Origin of the sequence: Janthinobacterium sp. SUN118, assembly GCF_030397695.1 — a bacterium.
Lineage (GTDB): Bacteria > Pseudomonadota > Gammaproteobacteria > Burkholderiales > Burkholderiaceae_D > Janthinobacterium.
In genome coordinates this window covers 1,189,074-1,207,942 of sequence record NZ_JAPUBV010000001.1, presented here as the reverse complement: position 1 = coordinate 1,207,942, position 18,869 = coordinate 1,189,074, and the positions used below count along the sequence as shown (strand labels likewise).

General features: G+C 66.6%; 15 protein-coding genes. 4 read left to right on the top strand and 11 right to left on the bottom strand.

The window, feature by feature from the left end:
* Positions 1-9: 9 nt before the first annotated feature.
* The 9 genes from O0880_RS05485 to O0880_RS05445 form a co-directional block, all read right to left on the bottom strand.
* Complete coding sequence (locus O0880_RS05485) at positions 10-1,641, bottom strand: ATP-dependent DNA ligase (RefSeq protein WP_289885509.1); 1,632 nt, start codon at positions 1,639-1,641, stop codon at positions 10-12.
* Complete coding sequence (locus O0880_RS05480; RefSeq protein ID WP_289885507.1) at positions 1,634-2,677, bottom strand: ligase-associated DNA damage response exonuclease; 1,044 nt, start codon at positions 2,675-2,677, stop codon at positions 1,634-1,636. Before O0880_RS05480 ends, O0880_RS05485 begins: the two co-directional genes overlap by 8 nt.
* Before the next feature lie 90 nt (positions 2,678-2,767).
* Positions 2,768-4,483, bottom strand: a complete 1,716-nt coding sequence (locus tag O0880_RS05475; protein WP_289887294.1) for an ATP-dependent DNA helicase RecQ — start codon at positions 4,481-4,483, stop codon at positions 2,768-2,770.
* Between the two features lie 106 nt (positions 4,484-4,589).
* Positions 4,590-4,988, bottom strand: a complete 399-nt coding sequence (locus O0880_RS05470) for an MAPEG family protein (RefSeq protein ID WP_071322515.1) — start codon at positions 4,986-4,988, stop codon at positions 4,590-4,592.
* Positions 4,989-5,036: 48 nt separating this feature from the next.
* Positions 5,037-8,426: a PAS domain S-box protein gene (locus O0880_RS05465; RefSeq protein WP_289885505.1), complete on the bottom strand. Its 3,390-nt coding sequence runs from the start codon at positions 8,424-8,426 to the stop codon at positions 5,037-5,039.
* Positions 8,423-9,550 carry a hybrid sensor histidine kinase/response regulator gene (locus tag O0880_RS05460; RefSeq protein ID WP_071322513.1) on the bottom strand — a complete coding sequence of 376 codons (1,128 nt, stop codon included), beginning with the start codon at positions 9,548-9,550 and terminating at the stop codon, positions 8,423-8,425. Before O0880_RS05460 ends, O0880_RS05465 begins: the two co-directional genes overlap by 4 nt.
* A 106-nt stretch (positions 9,551-9,656) precedes the next feature.
* Positions 9,657-10,277 carry a chemotaxis protein CheB gene (locus O0880_RS05455; protein ID WP_289885504.1) on the bottom strand — a complete coding sequence of 207 codons (621 nt, stop codon included), beginning with the start codon at positions 10,275-10,277 and terminating at the stop codon, positions 9,657-9,659.
* Positions 10,270-11,091, bottom strand: coding sequence for a CheR family methyltransferase (locus tag O0880_RS05450; protein ID WP_071326275.1), 822 nt, complete (start codon positions 11,089-11,091; stop codon positions 10,270-10,272). Before O0880_RS05450 ends, O0880_RS05455 begins: the two co-directional genes overlap by 8 nt.
* 153 nt (positions 11,092-11,244) lie before the next feature.
* Positions 11,245-12,237 carry an aldo/keto reductase gene (locus tag O0880_RS05445; RefSeq protein WP_289887293.1) on the bottom strand — a complete coding sequence of 331 codons (993 nt, stop codon included), beginning with the start codon at positions 12,235-12,237 and terminating at the stop codon, positions 11,245-11,247.
* Between the two features lie 83 nt (positions 12,238-12,320).
* Here O0880_RS05445 and O0880_RS05440 point away from each other — a divergent pair, with 83 nt between their 5' ends.
* On the top strand, positions 12,321-13,211 hold the full coding sequence (locus O0880_RS05440) for a LysR family transcriptional regulator (RefSeq protein WP_289885502.1): 891 nt from the start codon (positions 12,321-12,323) through the stop codon (positions 13,209-13,211).
* Positions 13,212-13,277: 66 nt separating this feature from the next.
* Positions 13,278-13,787 (top strand): GAF domain-containing protein, encoded by a 510-nt coding sequence (locus O0880_RS05435; protein WP_289887292.1) that lies wholly within the window; start codon positions 13,278-13,280, stop codon positions 13,785-13,787.
* Between the two features lie 12 nt (positions 13,788-13,799).
* On the opposite strand, the gene O0880_RS05430 is transcribed toward O0880_RS05435, so the two are convergent.
* The gene (locus O0880_RS05430; protein WP_289885500.1) at positions 13,800-14,396 is read right to left on the bottom strand and encodes a class I SAM-dependent methyltransferase; all 597 of its coding nucleotides are present in this window, start codon (positions 14,394-14,396) and stop codon (positions 13,800-13,802) included.
* Between the two features lie 37 nt (positions 14,397-14,433).
* Positions 14,434-15,324 carry a DMT family transporter gene (locus O0880_RS05425; protein WP_289885499.1) on the bottom strand — a complete coding sequence of 297 codons (891 nt, stop codon included), beginning with the start codon at positions 15,322-15,324 and terminating at the stop codon, positions 14,434-14,436.
* A gap of 96 nt (positions 15,325-15,420) precedes the next feature.
* Here O0880_RS05425 and O0880_RS05420 point away from each other — a divergent pair, with 96 nt between their 5' ends.
* Both O0880_RS05420 and O0880_RS05415 read left to right on the top strand, forming a co-directional pair.
* A complete protein-coding gene (locus O0880_RS05420; protein WP_289885498.1) occupies positions 15,421-16,200 on the top strand; it encodes a helix-turn-helix transcriptional regulator in 780 nt (259 codons plus the stop codon).
* An 82-nt stretch (positions 16,201-16,282) separates the two neighbouring features.
* Positions 16,283-18,742 carry a hypothetical protein gene (locus O0880_RS05415; protein ID WP_289885497.1) on the top strand — a complete coding sequence of 820 codons (2,460 nt, stop codon included), beginning with the start codon at positions 16,283-16,285 and terminating at the stop codon, positions 18,740-18,742.
* The last annotated feature ends 127 nt before the right edge of the window (positions 18,743-18,869 follow it).

The window sequence follows — 18,869 nt, the reverse complement described above, 5'->3', positions numbered from 1 at the left end:
TGTCGCCTCTCATGCGGCACTGGCCAGCAGCGCCTGCAGGGTGGCCAGGGTGTCGGCGTCGGCGATGGCCTTGTCTTCGCGGCGGCGCAGGATGCGCGGGAAGCGCACGGCGATGCCCGCCTTGTGCCGGCTCGAGGCGGCGATGCCCTCGAAGCCGATCTCAAAGACCATGGTCGGCTTGACGCTGCGCACGGGGCCGAATTTCTCGATGGTGGTCTTGCGGATGGCCGCGTCGACTTGCGCGATCTGCGCATCGGTCAAGCCCGAATACGCCTTGGCGAACGGCACCAGCTTGCGTTCGCCCTCCCCTGCTGCATCCCACACGGCAAACGTGTAGTCGGTGTACAGCGAGGCGCGCCGGCCGTGGCCTGCCTGGGCGTAGATCAGCACGGCGTCGACGGCATAGGGATCGATCTTCCACTTCCACCAGGTGCCCACGTCCTTCGTGCGCCCCACGCCATATGCGGCCGACATGGCCTTGAGCATCATGCCTTCCACGCCGCGCGCGCGCGATTCCGCGCGGATGGCGGCCAGCGCCTCCCAGCTGTCGGCGGCGATGCGCGGCGACAGGCGCAGCGCGGGAGAAGCCACGCCGGCGACCAGCGTTTCCAGCAGCGCCCTGCGTTCGCGCTGCGGCAGGTGGCGGATATCGACGCCATCGAGTTCCAGCACGTCGTAGGCCACCAGCACGGCCGGCAATTCCATCAAGAGCTTGGGCGACACCGTCTTGCGGCCCATGCGCTTTTGCAGATCGGCAAACGGCGCCGGCACGTCGCCCGGTTGCCAGATGAGGATTTCGCCATCGAGCACGCAGCCCTCCGGCAGGGACAGCTGCGCCAGCTCGGGAAAGCGCTCGGTGATCAGTTCCTCGCCGCGCGACCACAGCCAGCTGGCACCGTCGCGGCGCAGCAGCTGCGCGCGCATGCCGTCATATTTCCACTCGACCAGCCAGTCGGCCACGTCGCCGAGGCTGGCCGGCGCGGCCTGCAGCGGATGCGCGAGGAAGAACGGGTATGGCTGGCCGCCGCGCAGCGCATGCTCGTCGTCCGACTGCGCGCCTATCAGTTTGAGAAAACCCGCGCCCGTGGGACTGACCTTGCCATCGGTCCAGCCCATCAGGCGCTGCGCGACCAGCTTGCTGTCGATGGCGGCGATGCCGGCCAGCGCGCGCGTCACCAGCAGCTTCGACACGCCGACGCGAAAGCCGCCGCCTATCAGTTTGACGAGCAGGAAGCGTTCGCGCGTTTCCAGCTCGTCCCAGTACGCCAGCAAGGCTGCGCGGATGGCTTCCGGCGCCGCGCCGCGCAACGGCGCGATGCGCCGCTCGACCCACTCGGCCAGGCCGATGTCGCTGCGGCGCGTGGGCGCGGGCAGGATCAGGGCGATGGTTTCCGCCAGGTCGCCGACGGCGTGATAGGCCTCGTCGAACAGCCAGGCGTCGAGGCCCGCGCATTCGGTCGCATAGTCGCGCAGCAGCTTGGTGGGCACGGCCTGGCGCGGCTTGCCGCCGGCAAGGAAATACACGGCCCAGGCCGCATCCTCGGGCGTGGCGCGGCGAAAGTAGACTTGCAGCGCGGCCAGCTTGCGGCTGGTGGACGTGGTTTCGTCGAGTTCCGCGTACAGCAGGGCAAATTCACGCATGGGGCGCGCCCTCCTGCATCGTCGCCGGTGCCGCATCGGCGCCATCGTCGGCCTCGTCGTCGCCATACTCCGTGTCGAAACCGCCCGCCTGCCAGCCGTTCTGCTGCAGCCAGCGCACCATCACGGGAATCGAGCCATGCGTGACGATGATGCGTTCGGCCTGCGTGGCCGTGATGGCTTGCATCAGGCCCGGCCAGTCCGCATGGTCGGACAGCACGAAGCCGCGGTCCACGCCACGCCGCCGGCGCGCGCCGCGCAGCAGCATCCAGCCGCTGGCGAACGCATCGCTGTAATCGCCGAAGCGCTTCATCCACGGCGAGCCGGCCGCCGATGGCGGCGCGATCACCATGGCCGTCTTCAAGGCGGCCTTGTCCGTGACATCGCCCACCATGACGGTGGCGGGCAAGGCCACGCCCGATTCGCGGTAGACCTGCGTCAATACCTGCGCCGCCCCATGGCAGATAATGGGACCGATGGCGGCGTCAAGGCCCGCCAGGATGCGTTGCGCCTTGCCGAAGGCATAGCAGAACAGCACGCTGGTGCGCCCCTCGGCCGCGTTCCTGCGCCACCACTGATTGATCTCGTCGTTGATTTCCTGCGGTGCCTGCCAGCGGTAGATGGGCAGGCCGAATGTCGATTCCGTGATGAACGTGTCGCAGCGCACGGGCTCGAATGGCGCACAGGTGGGATCGGGCTGCAGCTTGTAGTCGCCGGACGCCACCCAGACCTGGCCGCCGTGCTCCATGCGCACCTGGGCCGAACCGAGCACGTGGCCGGCCGGATGCAGCGACACCGTCACGCCGTGATGGTCGACGGTCTCGCCATACGCGAGGCCCTGGATCGATACCGGTCCCAGGCGCGCGCGCAGCACCGCCACGCCGCTGGCCGCGCACAGGTAGTGCCGGTGTCCGACGCGCGCATGGTCGGCATGCGCATGCGTGATGATGGCGCGCTCGACGGGTCGCCACGGATCGATGTAGAACTGCCCCGGCACGCAATACAGGCCTTCCTTGCGCACCACCACCATGTCTGCCATGCCTCGCTCCCCACGGTCAAGAACAGCGTTGGAATGGCTTGAGTCTAGCGCGCTGGCGCCAGGCCATCTGTCCGGCAGCGCACACTGGACTCACGCCGGGGCAACGAATTCCGCCATGAAGGTGCGCGTCGTCTCTTCCGGAAAGGCAATGGTGACCTGGTCGCCCGCCACCGACAGCACGGTGCCGATATCGAAGCGCGGCACGCGCACGCGGCTGCCGACGGCGATCGGCGGCACGGGCGGTGGCGACGGCGCGGCATCCGCCCGCATGCACGGCCCCGCAGCCTCGTCCAGGTCGATGGGCGTGGCCAGCGCGGGCGGCGCCTGGCAATTGTCGCAAGTGCAGCAGCGCTCGAAGTCGCCCGCATCGCCAAAGTAATCGAGCAGCAGTTTCCAGCGGCAAAAACCGCTTTGCGCATACGCCACCATCTGTTCGAGCGCCTGCCTGTCGCGCTCCTGCTTGTCGACATAGATGCGCGCCAGTTGCGCGTACGTGGGCGAGCCGGCCGATGGCGCTTTCAGGCGGTAGCCGAGCCGGCGGTCCTGGCGCAGCAGCTTGCCATCCTTGAGCAGCTTCAGGCACACCTTCAGGTGGCCATCGGACAACTCGGGCAAGCCCGATGCCAATGCGTCAAAAGCGAACGTGGCCGGCAATTCCTGCGCGACGGCCACGATGGCGGCCAGTTCGTCGGCCGTGGGATAGTGTTTCGCCAGGAAAAATTGCTGCACCCGCTTGTCTTCCTGGAAATACAGCAAGGTGCAGTCGGCGGGCAAGCCGTCGCGCCCGGCCCGACCCGATTCCTGGTAATACGCTTCCAGGTTGGCCGGCACTTGCAGGTGGATCACGAAGCGCGTGTCGGGCTTGTCGATGCCCATGCCGAAGGCGTTGGTGGCCACCATGATGCGGCGCTCGCCGCCCATGAACAGCTCCTGGTTCTGCTTGCGCTCGCGCGCCGCCAGCTTGCCGTGGTAGCAGGTGACGCTTTCACCGAGGCCCTCCAGCCGTGCCGCCAGATCGACAACGGCCTTGACGGTGGCCGCGTAGACGATGCCCGTGCCGGCCGTTTCGCGCAGCAGGCGCAAGACCGTATCCTGTTGCTCGCCTGCATTGGTGACCTGGATCACGCCATAGCGCAGATTGGCGCGGTAGATGCCCGTGCTGACGACGTGCAGCTTCGGCGCGTCCAGCTGCGCGCGGATGTCGGCCACGACGTCGTCGGTGGCCGTGGCCGTCAGCGCCAGCACGGGCGGACGGCCCAGCGCGCGCAGGGCGGCCGCGATCTCCAGGTAGGCGGGACGGAAATCATGGCCCCACTGGGAGATGCAGTGGGCTTCGTCGATCACCGCCAGGGACGGCGGCGCGCCGGCCAGCAGGGCCAGAAATGCGGCCGTCGCCAGGCGCTCCGGCGTGCAAAAGATGATGAGCTTGCCGCCTGCGGCTATGCGGGCGGTGGCCGCGTCTTCCTCGGCGCGCGTCAGGCTGCTGTTGAGCTGCACGGCCGTGATGCCCAGCGCCTGCAGCTTGTCCAGCTGGTCCTGCATCAGCGAGATCAGCGGCGACACCACGAGGGTTGCGCCCGGCAACAGCGCGGCGGGCAGCTGGTAGCACAGCGACTTGCCGCTGCCGGTGGGCATGATGGCCAGGGTATCGCGCCCGGCCAGCACGCTGTCGATGACTTCCTGCTGGCCCGCGCGCAGCCGTTGCACGCCAAATACCGCGCGCAGCAAGCGCGCGATCTGGCGCGCACGCCGGGAATCGGGGCTGGCGCTGCCCGTGTCTTTCACTATGGAAGCGGTCGTGGCCATCGTGGTGGGGTCCGTCAAATGCCGGCGCCCGTCGCCAGCTTGCCGCCACTTTACGGCCGGGCCTGGCGCGCCGCCATAGGACAGGCGCCACAGCCGCTGTAGGAATTCACGAAGCGAACAGTATGGCCCAATACAGCATCAGCAGGCCGGCGATCGAGACGCACCACACGAGCGTGCGCACGACGGGCACGCCGAACGCGTACAGGGGCAGGTAGAGCACGCGCGCGGCCAGGTACAGGGCGGCGCCGTACAAGGTCAGCGCGCTTTCCTGCGCCGTGACGTGGGCGATCAGCACGGCGGTGGCGAACAGGGGCAGGGTTTCAAACAGGTTGGCCTGGGCCCGCTGCAGGCGGCGCGTGACCTTGCCCACGGGCGGGCCGTCGTCGTCGCGCGCGCCCACATTGTAGGCCGTGCCCGTTTCGCGCGTGCGGAACATCGCCGGCAGCAGGATTTGCACGAGGGCCAGCACCAGGGTACAGCCGAGCATAGTCAGTTCAGGGGTCATGCTTGCCTCTGCAGGGTGAGACAGGCGGCCCGGGAAGGCGCGTGCCCGTCAGGATTGGTCGAGTGCCGCTTGCAACTCCGTCAAGTCATACGGTTTGCGCAGGACGCTGGCGGAAAAGCCCAGTTCATCCATCGATTCCTTGCCATAGCCGGTGGAAAAGATGATGCGCATGTCCGGTTTCTCGCGCAGCACCATGCGTGCCAGTGCGATGCCCGACATGCCGGGCAGGCTGACGTCGGTAAACAGGATATCGAAGTCTTGCTCACTTAGCAATTGCCACGCGGCTTCGCCATCGGACACGCCGCTCACCGTATGCCCGAGCATGCCCACCAGCTCGCACACCATCAGTTGCGAATCGAGGTTATCTTCCACCACGAGAATTTTCATCGATGTCGGCATGTCCCCCTGCGGTACCAATGCGTGGCCCGTCAAGTCCAGTCCCGGCGTGCCGGCCTGGCGCGCGCTGGCCATCGGGCCACCGGCTACCGGGGTGCCGGCCAGCTCGAACTGGCGCGCGCGCAATTGCTGCTGGCGGTTGGCCAGCACGTGACGCAGCTTGCGCGCCAGCTCTTCGCGCCGGTACGGCTTGCTGAGCAATTCCACGCCCGCGTCCAGCCGTCCCTCGTGCACGATGACATCCTGCGCGTAGCCGGACGTAAACAGCACGGCGATATCGGGCTGCAACTCGCGCGCCTGGCGTGCCATCTCCGTGCTGCTGACGGGGCCGGGCATGATCACATCCGTAAACAACAAATCGATTTGCGCGCCGCTGTGCAGCACGGCCAGCGCGCTTTCGCCATCCTCGGCCTTGAGCACCGTATAGCCAAGCGCGCCCAGCATGTCGACCACCGTCGTGCGCACGCCGACATCGTCTTCCACTACCAGCACGGTTTCCGTGCCGCCCGTGACGACGCCACTCAATTCCAGTTCTTCGTCCGCTTCGGCCATCAGGGAGCGGGGCAAATAGATTTTGACTCCCGTGCCCACGCCAGGTTCACTGTAAATGCGGATATGGCCACGGCTTTGCGTGACGAAACCATAGGCCATCGACAGGCCCAGGCCCGTGCCCGCCCCTTCCGGCTTGGTGGTGAAGAACGGTTCGAACGCGCGCTGCAGCACGGAACCGCTCATGCCATGGCCCGTATCGGTCACCGACAGCATCACATACTGGCCGGCCGGCACGTCGACGAGCTTTTGCACATAGTTTTCATCGAGCACGACATTACCGAGCTCGATGGTCAGCTTGCCCACGCCATCCATGGCGTCGCGCGCATTGATGGCCAGGTTCAGGATGACGTTTTCAATCTGGCTGCGGTCGACCAGGGTATTCCACAGCCCGCCGCCGCCGACGAGCACGATGTCGATGGCTTCGCCCAAGGCGCGCCGCAGCAGCGCATCCATGTTGCGCACGACACGCGCCAGGTCCGCCACCACGGGCTTCAGCGGTTGACGCCGCGCAAACGCCAGCAAGTGCGACGACAGCTTGGCGCCCCGTTCGACGGCGGCAATGGCCGTGTCGAGCCGCTGGCGCATCAGGCCATCGGTACCGGCCAGGTGCGCCAGCAAATGCAAATTCCCGGAAATGATTTGCAGCACATTATTGAAGTCGTGCGCGATGCCGCCCGTCAGCTGGCCCACGGCTTCCATCTTTTGCGCCTGGCGCAAGGCGTCTTCCGCCTTGGTGCGCTCGCTCACTTCCTGTTCGACTCGGTGTTCGAGCGTTTCGTTCAATTCATGCAGCGCTTTTTCCACGCGGCGCCGGTCCGTGATGTCCGTCTTGACGGCGATCAGGGAACGCGTGTGCCCCTGCTCGTCGACCAGGCGGCTGACATTGCTCGACACCCACACTTGCGAGCCGTCGGGCTTCAGGTAGCGTTTTTCCAGCGAGAACGACTCGCCCGTTTCCACCAGGCGCTGGAACAGCACGTTGTTGCCGGGCACGTCATCGGGATGCAGGATGTCGTTCATGTTCAAGCTCAGCAGCTCTTCGGCCGGGCGGCCCAGCATGCGGCACAGGGCGCCGTTGACGCGCTGGAAGCGGCCATCGAGACCCAGTTCCGACAAGCCCACCGAGGCCTGGCCGAAAATGGCCGCCATGCGCTCCTGGCTGGCAGTGAGCTCATCCTCGATGTGGCGCCGTTCCGTCACGTCGAAGGACACGCCCACATAGCGGCGCTGGCCCGGCACGCGGCCGTCGACCACCTCGCCCTGGCGCGCGATCCAGCGCACTTCGCCGTCGAGCGGACGGCGGATGCGGTACTCCACATATTCAAGGGGATTTTGCGCCAGCTCAAGCTTGCTGGGGCCCACCTTCGTCAAGTCGCGCGCATCGACGAGGCTGACCAGCAGCTGCTGCGTGATTTCCTGCTCGTCCGGTATGCCCCACTGGCGGCGGAACGTGGGCGACACCACCATCGCGCCCGTGTCGGGGAACCACTCGAAGGTGCCGATGCCGCCCGCCTGCTGGGCCAGGCGCAAGCGTTCCTCGCCTTCCATGCGCTCGGTGACGTCGATGCCCTCGACGAGGATGCCGCTGACCACGCCATCCGCATCCTTGATCGGCTGATACACGAAATCGACATACCTCTGCCCCGTCCGCCCATCGGCCGTCAGCAAGTCCACCCGCACCTGGCGCCCCTCGTAGGCGACGCCGCTGCGGTAGACCTGGTCCAGCAGGTCGATGAAGCCTTGTCCCTTGACTTCCGGCAGGGCGGTCTCGACGGAATTGCCCAGCAGCTCAAGTTCGCCGCGCCCCACGAGGCGCAGATAATGCTCGTTGGCCAATTCAAACACATGCTGCGGCCCGCGCAGCAAGGCCATGAAGCTGGGCGCCTGCTGGAACAGGGCGCGCAGCAGCGCACGCTCTTCGTCGAGGCGGCGGTTCGCCGCGCGCACGGCTTCGCCCTCGGCTTGCAAGGCGCTGTTGCGTTCGCCAAGTTCGGCCGTGACCAGCTTCAGCTGGCGCCCTTCTTCCATGCGCGCCGTCAGTTCCAGCGCCGTGCACAGCACGCCGTCGACCTGGCCGTCGGCGCCATGCACGGGCGTGTAGAACAGGTCGAAACAGACTTCCACGGGCTGGCCATCGCGCAGCAGCGGCAAGCAGCATTCGCGGTGCACCTGCGTCTCGCCGCGCAGGCCGGCCTGCAGGATGCGCGCATTCCAGTCCCAGATTTCAGGCCAGATGGCCGGCACCGTGCCGCCCAGTGCTTCAGGATGGCGCGCGCCGGCGATCTTGATGTATTCGTCGTTATAAATCATCACGTGCCGCGGGCCCCACATCAGCACCATCGCCATCGGCGAATGCAGCACGATGTCTACGCTGGTGCGCAAGTTGGCGGGCCAATCGTCGAGTGCGCCGAGGCCGCTGGCGGACCAGTCGGACTGGCGCACCAGCTCGCCCATGATGCCGCCGCCGCGCGGCCAGGCAGGCATATTCATGAGGCAACCACTTCAGGCTGCACGCAGACGTGGCAGTGGCGCGGGATGCGCACGGTGGCCACGGTGCCCTGCGTGGCGCTCGAGCTCAGCTCGACCGTGCCGCCATGGGCCTTGACGAACATATTCACCGTGTACAGGCCCAGCCCCAGGCCCTGGCCCGTCTTGCGCTTCTCGCCTGCCTGCTGAAACGGTTCGAACAGGGTCGGCAGCAAGGCGGCGGCGATGACGCCGCGATTGATCACGCGCAATTCGATGCTGTCGGCGGACCGGCCATCGAGCGCCAGCTGCACCGGCGTGCCCGCCTCGCCATGCGTGATGGCATTGCTGAGCAGATTCGAGATAACCTGCGACAGCAGGCCCGCATCGCATTGCCCGTGCAGCTCGCCCACGCTGCTGATCTCGACGGGCGACGCCTGGCCGGCCGTGTCGAATTCGTCGACGATGGCGCGCGCCAGCGCCAGGTAATCGTGCATGCTGCTGCGCAATTCCATCGTGCCCGAACGGATGCGCGCCAGGTCCAGCAACTGGTCGACCATGCGCGCCATGCGCTTGGCGCTGCTTTCGATGCGCTGCGCCGTGACGATCACTTTCGGGTGGTCGCTCATCATCGGCAACAGCATGGCGCCATTCATCACCACCGACAGCGGCGTGCGCAAGTCGTGGCCCAGCACGGCCGTGAACAGTTCATTCAAGTGCAGCGCATGTTTCAGCTCGTCGAGCTGGGCCGACAGTTCGCGTTTCTGCTGATACAGCTGGACCAGCACGGCCACCTTGCTCTGCAAGGCCTTGACGTCGATCGGCTTGTACAGGAAATCGACGGCGCCCGCTTCGTAGCCGCGGAAACTGTAGCTGGGCTCGCGCGACGCGGCCGTCAGGAAAATCAGCGGGATGCTGCGCGTGCGCTCGCTGCCGCGTATCAGCTCGGCCAGCTCGAAGCCATCCATCTGCGGCATCTGCACGTCGATCAGGGCCAGCGCCACTTCATGCGTCAGCAACAGCTCCAGCGCTTGCGCGCCCGACGTAGCTTTCAGGACAACAATACCGGGCCGCGCCAGCACGGCTTCGGCGGCGACCAGGTTTTGCGCGATGTCGTCAACGACGAGGATATGGATAGGTGCGGTCACGGATTCGTCTTCAGGCATCGCAACGGCGGAATGCCATCGTGTTTCTGTATAGAAATTAATATTGTTTCAGTCTTTGCATATATTACACGCACTGTCACGCCCCCATTCAGTTGTCCGTCGCCACCTCGAGCAGCGCCAGGCTGGCCGCCATCTGCGGCAGATCCAGCACGCGGTCGGCGCCGGCCCGCTTGAGCGCCGCGGCCGGCATGATGCCACAACTGGCCAGCGCCGGGTCCTGCACCCAGGCGCTGCCGCCCAGCTGCCGCACGCGCGCCAGGCCGGCCGCGCCATCGGCCGAGGCGCCCGTCAGGATGATGGCCAGCATGGCGCGCCGGTACGCCTGGGCGGCCGTCTCCAGCAGGACGTCGATGGACGGGCGCGAAAAATGCACGGGTTCTTCCTGCGACAGCGAAAAGCTGCCGCCGGGTTCGACTTGCAAGTGATAGTCGGGCGGCGCAAAGTACACGACACCCCCTTGCAGCGGTTCCTTGTCCTGCGCCTCGCGCAAGGGCAGCTGGCAGCGCTGCGCATACAGCTGCGGCAGCTGGCTGGAACGGCCGGGCGCCAGGTGCAGCACCACCACCACGGCGGCGCGGCAGCGGGCGGGCAAGGCGCGCAGCACGGTGCCGAGCGCCTCCACGCCGCCGGCCGAGGCGCCGATGGCGATCAGGCGCAGGCCGGGCGGCGGTGGCGCCACGTCGCAGGTCGGCAGCATGGCGTCAGGCACGCTGGAAGATTTTCTCGGCCGGGCACAGCTCGCGGAAGCTGGCGGCGTGGCGGCTGAAATGCAGGCTTTCCTTCATGCCCAGTCCCAGGAAGCCCCGGTTCACCAGCGCTTCATGGAACAGGCCCAGGGCGCGGTCCTGCAAGTCTTTATTGAAATAAATCATCACGTTACGGCAGGACACCATGTGCACCTCCGAAAAGACGCTGTCCGTCGCCAGGCTGTGGTCGGCGAAGACGAACTGGCGGCGCAGGCGCCGGTCGAAGATGGCGCCCTTGTAGGCCGCCGTGTAATAGTCGGACAGCGAGCGCTTGCCGCCCGCCAGCTGGTAATTCTCGCTGAACTGGGCGATGCGGTCGATCGAATAGATGCCCGCCTCGGCGGCGGCCAGCGCCTCGACATTGATATCGGTCGCATAAATCATGCTGCGCTCCAGCAAGCCTTCCTCTTCCAGCAGGATGGCCAGCGACCACACCTCTTCGCCGCTGCTGCAGCCGGCCACCCAGATCTTGATCGAGGGATAGGTGTGCAGGATGGGCACGACTTTTTCGCGCAGGGCGCGGAAATACGCGGGGTCGCGGAACATCTCGCTGACCTGTACCGTGAAAAACTGCAGCATCTGCGCGAACACCGTCGGCTCATGCAGTATGCGGTCCTGCAATTGCGACAGGCTGGCGCAGCCGAAGCGCTCCATGGCCTGGCGCATGCGCCGGCGCAGCGAGGCCACGGAATAATCGCGGAAATCATGCTGATACCTCAGCAAAATTCCTTCCAGCAACAACTTCAGTTCGATATCGAAAATATCATCATCTAGCAATTTGACATCCACCCTTCTATCCACGCTGCGTGCCCGGCCCCTGCATCGCCGCGCGGGCGCATGGGGCCAGCCGGAATGCTAGCAGATCACCGTGGATTATCCCGCAGGAAAAGGTGGCGTTTAGTACGCTGGCGTACACTCGGACCACTTTTCTCAGGCATCCACGCCCTTCATGCCTTCGTCCGTGTAGCGCGCGCCCGCCGCCATGCCGTGCGGAAAGGCGGCATGCATGGCCGCCAGTTCCGCCCCGTCGAGGCCCACGGCCAGCGCGCCAAGGTTGTCCTGCAGATACGCGATACGCTTGGTGCCGGGAATGGGAATGACGTCGTCCCCCTGCGCCAGCAGCCAGGCCAGCGCCAGCTGGGCCGGCGTGCAGCCTTTGGCGCGCGCCATGTCTTGGACCAGGGCGGCGATGGCCTGGTTGTGCACCAGGTTGGCGGCGGCGAAGCGGGGATTGAACTGGCGGAAGTCGCCTGCGGCCAGGCTGTCCGCCGCCGTGATCGTGCCCGTCAGGAAACCGCGGCCCAGCGGGCTGTAGGCAAAGAAACTGGCGCCCACGTGGCGGCAGGCGGCCAGCACGCCCAGCTCCGGTTCGCGCGTCCACAGCGAATATTCGCTCTGCACGGCGGCCACCGGGCAGATGGCTGCCGCGCGCAGCAGGGTGGCGGCGCTCACTTCGCACAGGCCCACGGCGCGGATCTTGCCCTCTTGCAGCAATTGCGCCAGCGCGCCCATCGACGCTTCCAGCGGCGTCTCCAGGTTCAACCGGTGCAGATAGAACAGGTCGATGGCGTCCACGCCCAGGCGCGCCAGCGACGCTTCGCACGCCTGGCGGATGTAGGCGGGCGAATTATCGACGCGGCGCGCGTAGCCGCCCGCCTCGCGCACCAGGCCGCACTTGGTGGCCACCAGGGCTTGCCCGCGCCGGCCCTGCAATAAGCGTCCCAGCAATTGCTCGTTGTGGCCGAAACCGTAGGCGTCGGCCGTGTCGAACAGGGTCACGCCCGCCGCCAGCGCCGCTTCCAGCGTGGCCAGCGATTGCGCCTCGTCCGTGGCGCCATAGAATTCCGACATGCCCATGCAGCCCAGGCCAAGTGCCGAGCTGCTCAAACCGCTATTACCTATCCGTCGTTGTTGCAGTTGCATCATCATCTCCCTCATGTCAATGCAGCCAGTCTGGACCGTGCCGGGCCGGGAAGGAATGAGCAATTTCGTGATACCTTTAAGGTATGAGAGCCCTCGATACCCATGCCTTGAACCTGTTTTGCGCCGTCGCCCGCTGCCTGAATTTCCGCCAGGCGGCCGAGCAGCTGCACATGACCCAGCCGCCCCTGTCGCGCGCCATCAAGGCGCTGGAAGACAGGCTGGGGGCGCGCCTGTTCGAACGCGACACGCAGGGCGTGGCCCTGACGGCAGCGGGACGCACGCTGCTGCCGCAGGCGCTGCGCATCCTCGACATGCTGGACGCGGCGCAAGCGTCGCTGCAGCGCGACGCGGCGCCCGCCCGCCTGCGCCTGGGCCTGACCAGCTCGGTGGAAGCGGGCCTGTTCCGCCCCCTGCTGGCGGCGCTGGAACAAGAATTGGGAACTATCCGCCTGGAACTGACGGCGGCGCCGTCGCCGCGCCTGGTGGCCGCCGTGCGCAAGGGCCAGCTCGACGCCGCGCTGCTCGCCCTGCCGAGCGCCACGTTCGACCTGGCCGTGCAGCCGCTGGCGCGCCAGCCCATGATGCTGGCCCTGCCCGCCGGACACCACCTGGCGAAGAAACGCAGAATCAGCCTGGCCGACATTGCCCATGCCTCCGTCTACTGGTTCGAACGGGCGCGCCAGCCCGCCTTCTTCGACCATTGCCAGCACGTGTTCCGCCGCCACGGCTTCGCGCCCGCCTTCCTGCGCGAGGCGCCCGACCACCATGTGCTGCTGGGCGACGTGGCCGCCGGCAAGGGCATGGCCCTGCTGGCCGACTCGTTTCGCGCGCTGCGCCTGGCTGGCGTGGTCTACCGGCAATTGGCGGAAGGCGAGGAACTGGCGGCCGGCATCGGGCTGGCCTGGCGCGACGATGGCGGCCACGCCGCCCTGCCCGTGCTGCGCCGGCTGGCGGCCAGCCACCTGAAAAGGTGACGGCCCGCACGCGGCGGCTCCAGACGCGCTACCATGGCGGCTTCCCCATTTTTCACTGCCACCATCATGACGTTTACCATCAGCGACGCCGCCTACGCCACCGATACCCCCGCAGCCAAGCAAGCCATGTATGCGGACCTGCGCTCGCAGCTGCAAGGCCTGCTGGCGGGCGAGAGCGATTTCATCGCCAATACGGCCAACTTCAGTGCACTGGTCTTCCACACCATGCCGGGCTTGAACTGGGCCGGCTTCTATTTCCTGAAGGGCGATGAACTGGTGCTGGGGCCGTTCCAGGGCAAGCCGGCCTGCATCCGCATCAAGAAGGGGCGCGGCGTGTGCGGCACCACCGTGGTCGAAGGCAAGTCCATCGTCGTGCACGACGTGCACGCGTTTCCCGGCCATATCGCCTGCGACGTCCATTCGCGCTCGGAACTGGTGGTGCCCGTGTTTGCGCAAGAACACATCATCGGCGTGTTCGACCTCGACAGCCCTTTGACGGGCCGCTTCGACGAGGTCGATGTGCAGGGCGTGGAATCGCTGGTGCGCGTGCTGGAAGCGGCCATCGTCGCCGCCTGATCCGGCATCCGGCTACGCGCCGGCCTTGACGGCGATGAATTCGCCCTTGCCCACGCTTGCCAGGCAACTCGTGTAGCGGGCATCGGCGCGGATACCGTCCAGGAAGTCCGCCATGTCCGCATAATGCGAGCTGGCATTGTCGACCACCAGCACGCCGCCGGCGGCCAGGGCCCGGTCCAGCTGCGGCCACCATTGCTGGTACAGGCTGCGGGCGGAATCGAGGAAGATCAGATCGTAGGCGCCGTCGGCCGCATCGCGCAGCACCTCGCCCGCATCGGCCAGCAGCTGGCCGATCACGCCCTGCAATTGCGCGCGCTCGAAGTTGGCGCGCGCCATGTCGAACTTGTCCTGCGCCTTTTCCACCGTCACGACGCTGCCGCCCAGCGCCTGCGCCGCGCGCGCCAGCCACAGGGTGGAATAGCCGTTCGAGGTGCCGATTTCCAGCACGCGGCGGGCAGCGCGCGCGTGGATCAGCACGGCCAGCAATTCGCCCGTGTCGCGCGTGATATTGAGCATGCGCCGGCTGCGTTCCGTGTGCGCGGCGTCATTCGCATGGCCGAACGCTTCCAGTTCGCTCAGCAGGGTATCGATGGCATCTTTGCTCGGCATGGTCGCTCCTTGGTGAAAACGCCAGCATAGCAAAAAATCACGCCTGCGCGCGGCGCAGCGGACGTTTCAGGTATTGCACCATCACCACGCCCAGCAGGGTCACGCCACCGCCGATCACATCATAGCTGTGCAAGGTTTCACCGAGGAACAGCATGGCGATGATGACGGTAAACACGGGCAGCAAGTTCATCAGGGTCGTGGCGCGGCTGGGTCCCAGCTTGGCCAGGCCATGCATCCACAGGAACGGCGCGATGACGGAAGCGGGAATGCCGGCGAACAGCACCAGCGGCAAGCCGGCGCCGGTGACGGGCGGTGCCGACTGGCTCAGGTAATACACGAACAGCACGGGCACGGCGCACCACACCTGTATCAGCAAGGAATGCCAGTTATTCAGCGGAATCTTCCAGCGCTTGAGCAGCACGCCGTAGCCGGCATACGACAGGCAGGCCAGCAGCATCAGGCCATCGCCGACGGCCGCGCCATGCGCGACGAGGGCGGCGGGGTCGCCATGGCTGAGCAGGTAGCCGAGCCCCAGCAGCGACACGAGGCCGCCAAACACGCCGCCCACGGTGGCTGCCTCGCCCAGCAGCAGCACCGACAGTCCCACGGCCAGCAAGGGCATCAGCGAGGCCAGGATGCCCATGTTGGTGGCCGTCGTCGTCTGCGCCGCGATATACGCGAGGCACTGGTACATGACCATGCCCAGCATACCCAGCACAAACAATTTCCCCAGATACGGTTTCACCACGGCCCGCTGCTTCCACACGGCGCGGCCAAACACGAGCGCCAGCAGCACGCCGGCCAGCAGCCAGCGGAAGAAGGAGATGGCGGCCGGATCGATCACGCCGACGGCCATCTTGCTGACGATGGTATTGATGGCCCAGATCAGCACGGCGATCACGGGAAACAGGTAATGCTTGGCTTTCATGCGGCGGACTCCAGATTTCAATGAGCGCCATTTTCGCATGGTCCGATTCCATGGATATAATGAATATCGGACAATCCATGCGAAGAACAGGACAATATGGCCACCAATCTGCATTTCCCCGCCGTTTCCGACGCCCTGCCCTATCCCGTGTACTTTCGCCTCGACGATTATCACGCGCACCAGCAGTTCGGTTATCAGACCCATCCGTGGGGCCAGCTCACGTATTGCTCCACGGGCGTGATGGAAATGATGGTGGCGGGCCAGCGCTACCTGTCGCCACCCCAGTATGCCGTATGGATACCACCCGAGACCCTGCACGACGGCTATATCCGCCAGGATGTGAGCTTTCACTCCGCCTACATCGACGCCAGCCTGTGCGCGCAGCTGCCGGCCCGGCCGTGCGCGCTGGTGCTCAGCCCTTTGCTGAAAGCCATCCTCGGCGACTTTGCCGAGCGCGGCGTCACCACGCCCGCCAGCGCCGCCGACCAGCGGCTGGCGCAGGTGCTGGTCGACCAGCTGCGGCTGGCGCCGTGCAGCCGCAACTACCTGCCCGGCAGCGACGAACCCGTCATCGCGGCGCTGCTGGCCGCCCTGCAGGCGGACCCCGGCAGTAACCGCTCACTGGCCGAGTGGGCCGCGCAATTGCACGTGACCGAGCGCACCCTGGCCCGGCGCTGCCAGCGCGAGCTGGGCATGCCGTTCGGCGAATGGCGCCAGCGCCAGCGCTTCCTGGCGGCGCTGCCGCTGCTGGAACGGGGCGACACGGTGCAGGCGATCGCGCTGGAACTCGGCTATAGCACGGCCTCGGCCTTCATCGCCATGTTTCGCCGCCAGAGCGGCGGCACGCCCGACCAGTTCCGTCGCGGCATGCGCTGAAAAACGTGGACTAAACAGCATGCTTTCCAGGCCATGGATGCTAAAATCTCCACATCTTTCTCCTGAGCAAAAGGATGCGTGCATGAATCCAACCACCGATACGGACAGCGACACTGGCGGCAGCCTGGACGTGCCCGCAGTGCCAGAGACCGTGACGGCGGCGGCGCCCATCCAGCTGGACAAGGAAGAAGCACCCACCGTACTGGGCAAGCTGCGCACCCTGGTGCAGGAAAAGACGCGCTTCGAACCGCACGACATCACGCCGCTGGGCGAGGAAGACGCGTTGCAGGAATTCTCGCTGCAGGCGAACTATGCGCTCGAGGCGCGCTTCGAGCAGCGCGTCATCAATGGCTATTTCGCGCCGTCGGGCAGCGACTGCCGCTGCGGCCCGCACGAGGTGGGAGCACTCGCTCACGCGCAGGAGAAGGACAGGCTGCGCCGCGCGGCGGGCAAGCTCGACGCTGCCTTGCGCCAGGCGGCCCAGGCCTACAACGGTGTCGCGGCGGGACTGTATCTGCCGCACGCCGTCAAGCACTGGCACCTGGACACGTGCAGCAACTGCCATGGCAAGGGCCGCATCAGCTGCCACACCTGCCACGGCGCGACCACGGAAACGTGCTGGAGCTGCCACGGCGGGCGCACCGTCAGCTGCGACGCCTACGGCTGCTACGGCAGCGGCAAGGTGTCGTGCTCGTATTGCAGCGGCAGCGGCACCGTCTCCGAGCAAGTCACCGATTACATCACGGTGCAAGTGCCCACTACCACCTACAGCAACGGCAGTTCGCACACCAGCTACCACAGCGAAACGCGGCCGCAGTACCGCACCGAATACCGCTCCTGCTACCATTGCAGCTATGGCAAGGTCAGTTGCAGCACCTGCCACGGCGCCGGCAACGTCAATTGCGGCACTTGCCGCGCCAGCGGCAGCGTCACCTGCCGCACCTGCAGCGGCGTGGGCGACTTGCGCTGCAATCCGTGCGACGGCTCCGGCAAGGTGGGCAATGCGGCCTGGGTCGACGTGCACGTGGCGCCCGGCTACAGCGTCAGCCTGCCCAAGCAGGCGCCCGACGATGCGCGCCGCATCCGCGACAAGGAAAGCGTGCACTCGCTGGCGGCGATCGCCAGCAGCGTGGCCCTGGCGAAAGTGAGCATTTACAATGAAGACCAGCCGCAGGAAGTCGACGCCCTGTATGCGGGCAAGCTGCGCATCGTGCGCCTCGATGCCGCGTGCAACGCGGAAAAACACCACCTGGTGGCGTATGGCACGGACCTGCGCTGGCTGACCCTCGACGACATCGTGGAAAAGCTGCTGCGCGGCGACCTCAAGGCGCTCAGCGACGCGCTGGCCGGCAGCGCCGACGACGGCCTGTTCTCGGCCCACGTGCAAGGTTTATTGACGCCGCTGCGCGACGTGGCCGCCTCGGAACTGAATGCGGACGTGATCGAATCGGTGCTCGGCGGCGAGACGGAGCACGCGCATGTCGACGTCGTCTCAAGCGAGTATGCGAACAATGTGCGCACCTGCGTGCTCGGTGCGCTGCGCCAGGTCTACACGCGGCTGGCCAAGCAATTCTGGTGGAAAAGCGCGCTGGCCGCGCTGGCCGTCGCCATCGCCACCTGGTTCTTCGCCGGGCGCGGCATGGCGGCGCTGGCGGGGCTAGTCATCGCAGGCGCCGGCTACTGGCTGTTCAACCGCAAGGTCAAGGCCGTGCTCAGCGAGGCCCTGGGCGGCGAGCAGCAAGCCGAACGGGCCATGCGCATCGCCGGCAAGGGCCGCCGCAACCAGCTGGCCCAGGTGCTGATACTGGCGCCGGCCAGCCTGGCCGTGCTGGCCGCCAGCTATGGCTTGCCCGTGCGCGTGCCCGCCGCTGCCGTGCCGCAATCGACGGCCCTGGCCTCGGCGCCCGTGGCGCCGCACGCGCCGGCCGTCCCGCCGCAGGAAGCCAGCATGCCGAAGGCGCTCAAGCTGTACGACAATGGCGACAAGGTGCAGGCGCTGGCCATGCTCGATAGCCTCGTCGGCAAGGGCGATGCGAATGCGTATGGCCTGTACGGCTGGATGCTGCTGATGGGCGAAGGCCAACCCGGCCCCGCCACCGCGCCGACGGCGCAGCAGCGCCAGGCGCGCCAGGTGGCCGCCAAGCCACTGGTCGGCAAGGGACTGGTGAAGGGCGACAGCTACGCGCTGGCGGCGAAAGGCGTGATGCTGGCCGAAGGCTGGCAAGAGCCGCGCAACGTACAGCGCGGCATCGACCTGCTGAAACAGGCGGCGCACAAGGGCAATCTGCAAGCCATGCATGTGCTGGGCCTGTACCACGTGCGCGGCCAGCCCATCCCCGTCAACCACAAGGAAGCGCGCAAATGGTTCACGCTGGCCGCCGACAAGGGCAGCGCCGGCGATATCTACAACCTGGGATTGATGGATTGGGAAGGCGCGGGCCTGAAACGCCCGGACCGCGCCAGCGCCATGCAGCGCTGGAAGATCGCCGCCGCCATGGGCGAGGAGCGCGCGATCAAGGCCGTCGCGCAGGGACAGCCATAGTGATCGCTTCCGCCGATGCTGGGTGGCGCATAACAAGAGCATGCCGCTGGAAATACTCGAGGAACTGAGCGGCTGCGATGACCGCGACCGGGAAGTGGCGCGCGCGGCGCGCTACCACTGGGAACAG

What these genes read in the sequence shown, in the direction of transcription:
- O0880_RS05485 (WP_289885509.1), bottom strand. Translation starts at nt 1,641, where the DNA reads ATGCGTGAATTTGCCCTGCTGTACGCGGAACTCGACGAAACCACGTCC.
- O0880_RS05480 (WP_289885507.1), bottom strand. Translation starts at nt 2,677, where the DNA reads ATGGCAGACATGGTGGTGGTGCGCAAGGAAGGCCTGTATTGCGTGCCG.
- O0880_RS05475 (WP_289887294.1), bottom strand. Translation starts at nt 4,483, where the DNA reads ATGGCCACGACCGCTTCCATAGTGAAAGACACGGGCAGCGCCAGCCCC.
- O0880_RS05470 (WP_071322515.1), bottom strand. Translation starts at nt 4,988, where the DNA reads ATGACCCCTGAACTGACTATGCTCGGCTGTACCCTGGTGCTGGCCCTC.
- O0880_RS05465 (WP_289885505.1), bottom strand. Translation starts at nt 8,426, where the DNA reads ATGAATATGCCTGCCTGGCCGCGCGGCGGCGGCATCATGGGCGAGCTG.
- O0880_RS05445 (WP_289887293.1), bottom strand. Translation starts at nt 12,237, where the DNA reads ATGCAACTGCAACAACGACGGATAGGTAATAGCGGTTTGAGCAGCTCG.
- O0880_RS05440 (WP_289885502.1), top strand. Translation starts at nt 12,321, where the DNA reads ATGAGAGCCCTCGATACCCATGCCTTGAACCTGTTTTGCGCCGTCGCC.
- O0880_RS05435 (WP_289887292.1), top strand. Translation starts at nt 13,278, where the DNA reads ATGACGTTTACCATCAGCGACGCCGCCTACGCCACCGATACCCCCGCA.
- O0880_RS05430 (WP_289885500.1), bottom strand. Translation starts at nt 14,396, where the DNA reads ATGCCGAGCAAAGATGCCATCGATACCCTGCTGAGCGAACTGGAAGCG.
- O0880_RS05425 (WP_289885499.1), bottom strand. Translation starts at nt 15,324, where the DNA reads ATGAAAGCCAAGCATTACCTGTTTCCCGTGATCGCCGTGCTGATCTGG.
- O0880_RS05420 (WP_289885498.1), top strand. Translation starts at nt 15,421, where the DNA reads ATGGCCACCAATCTGCATTTCCCCGCCGTTTCCGACGCCCTGCCCTAT.
- O0880_RS05415 (WP_289885497.1), top strand. Translation starts at nt 16,283, where the DNA reads ATGAATCCAACCACCGATACGGACAGCGACACTGGCGGCAGCCTGGAC.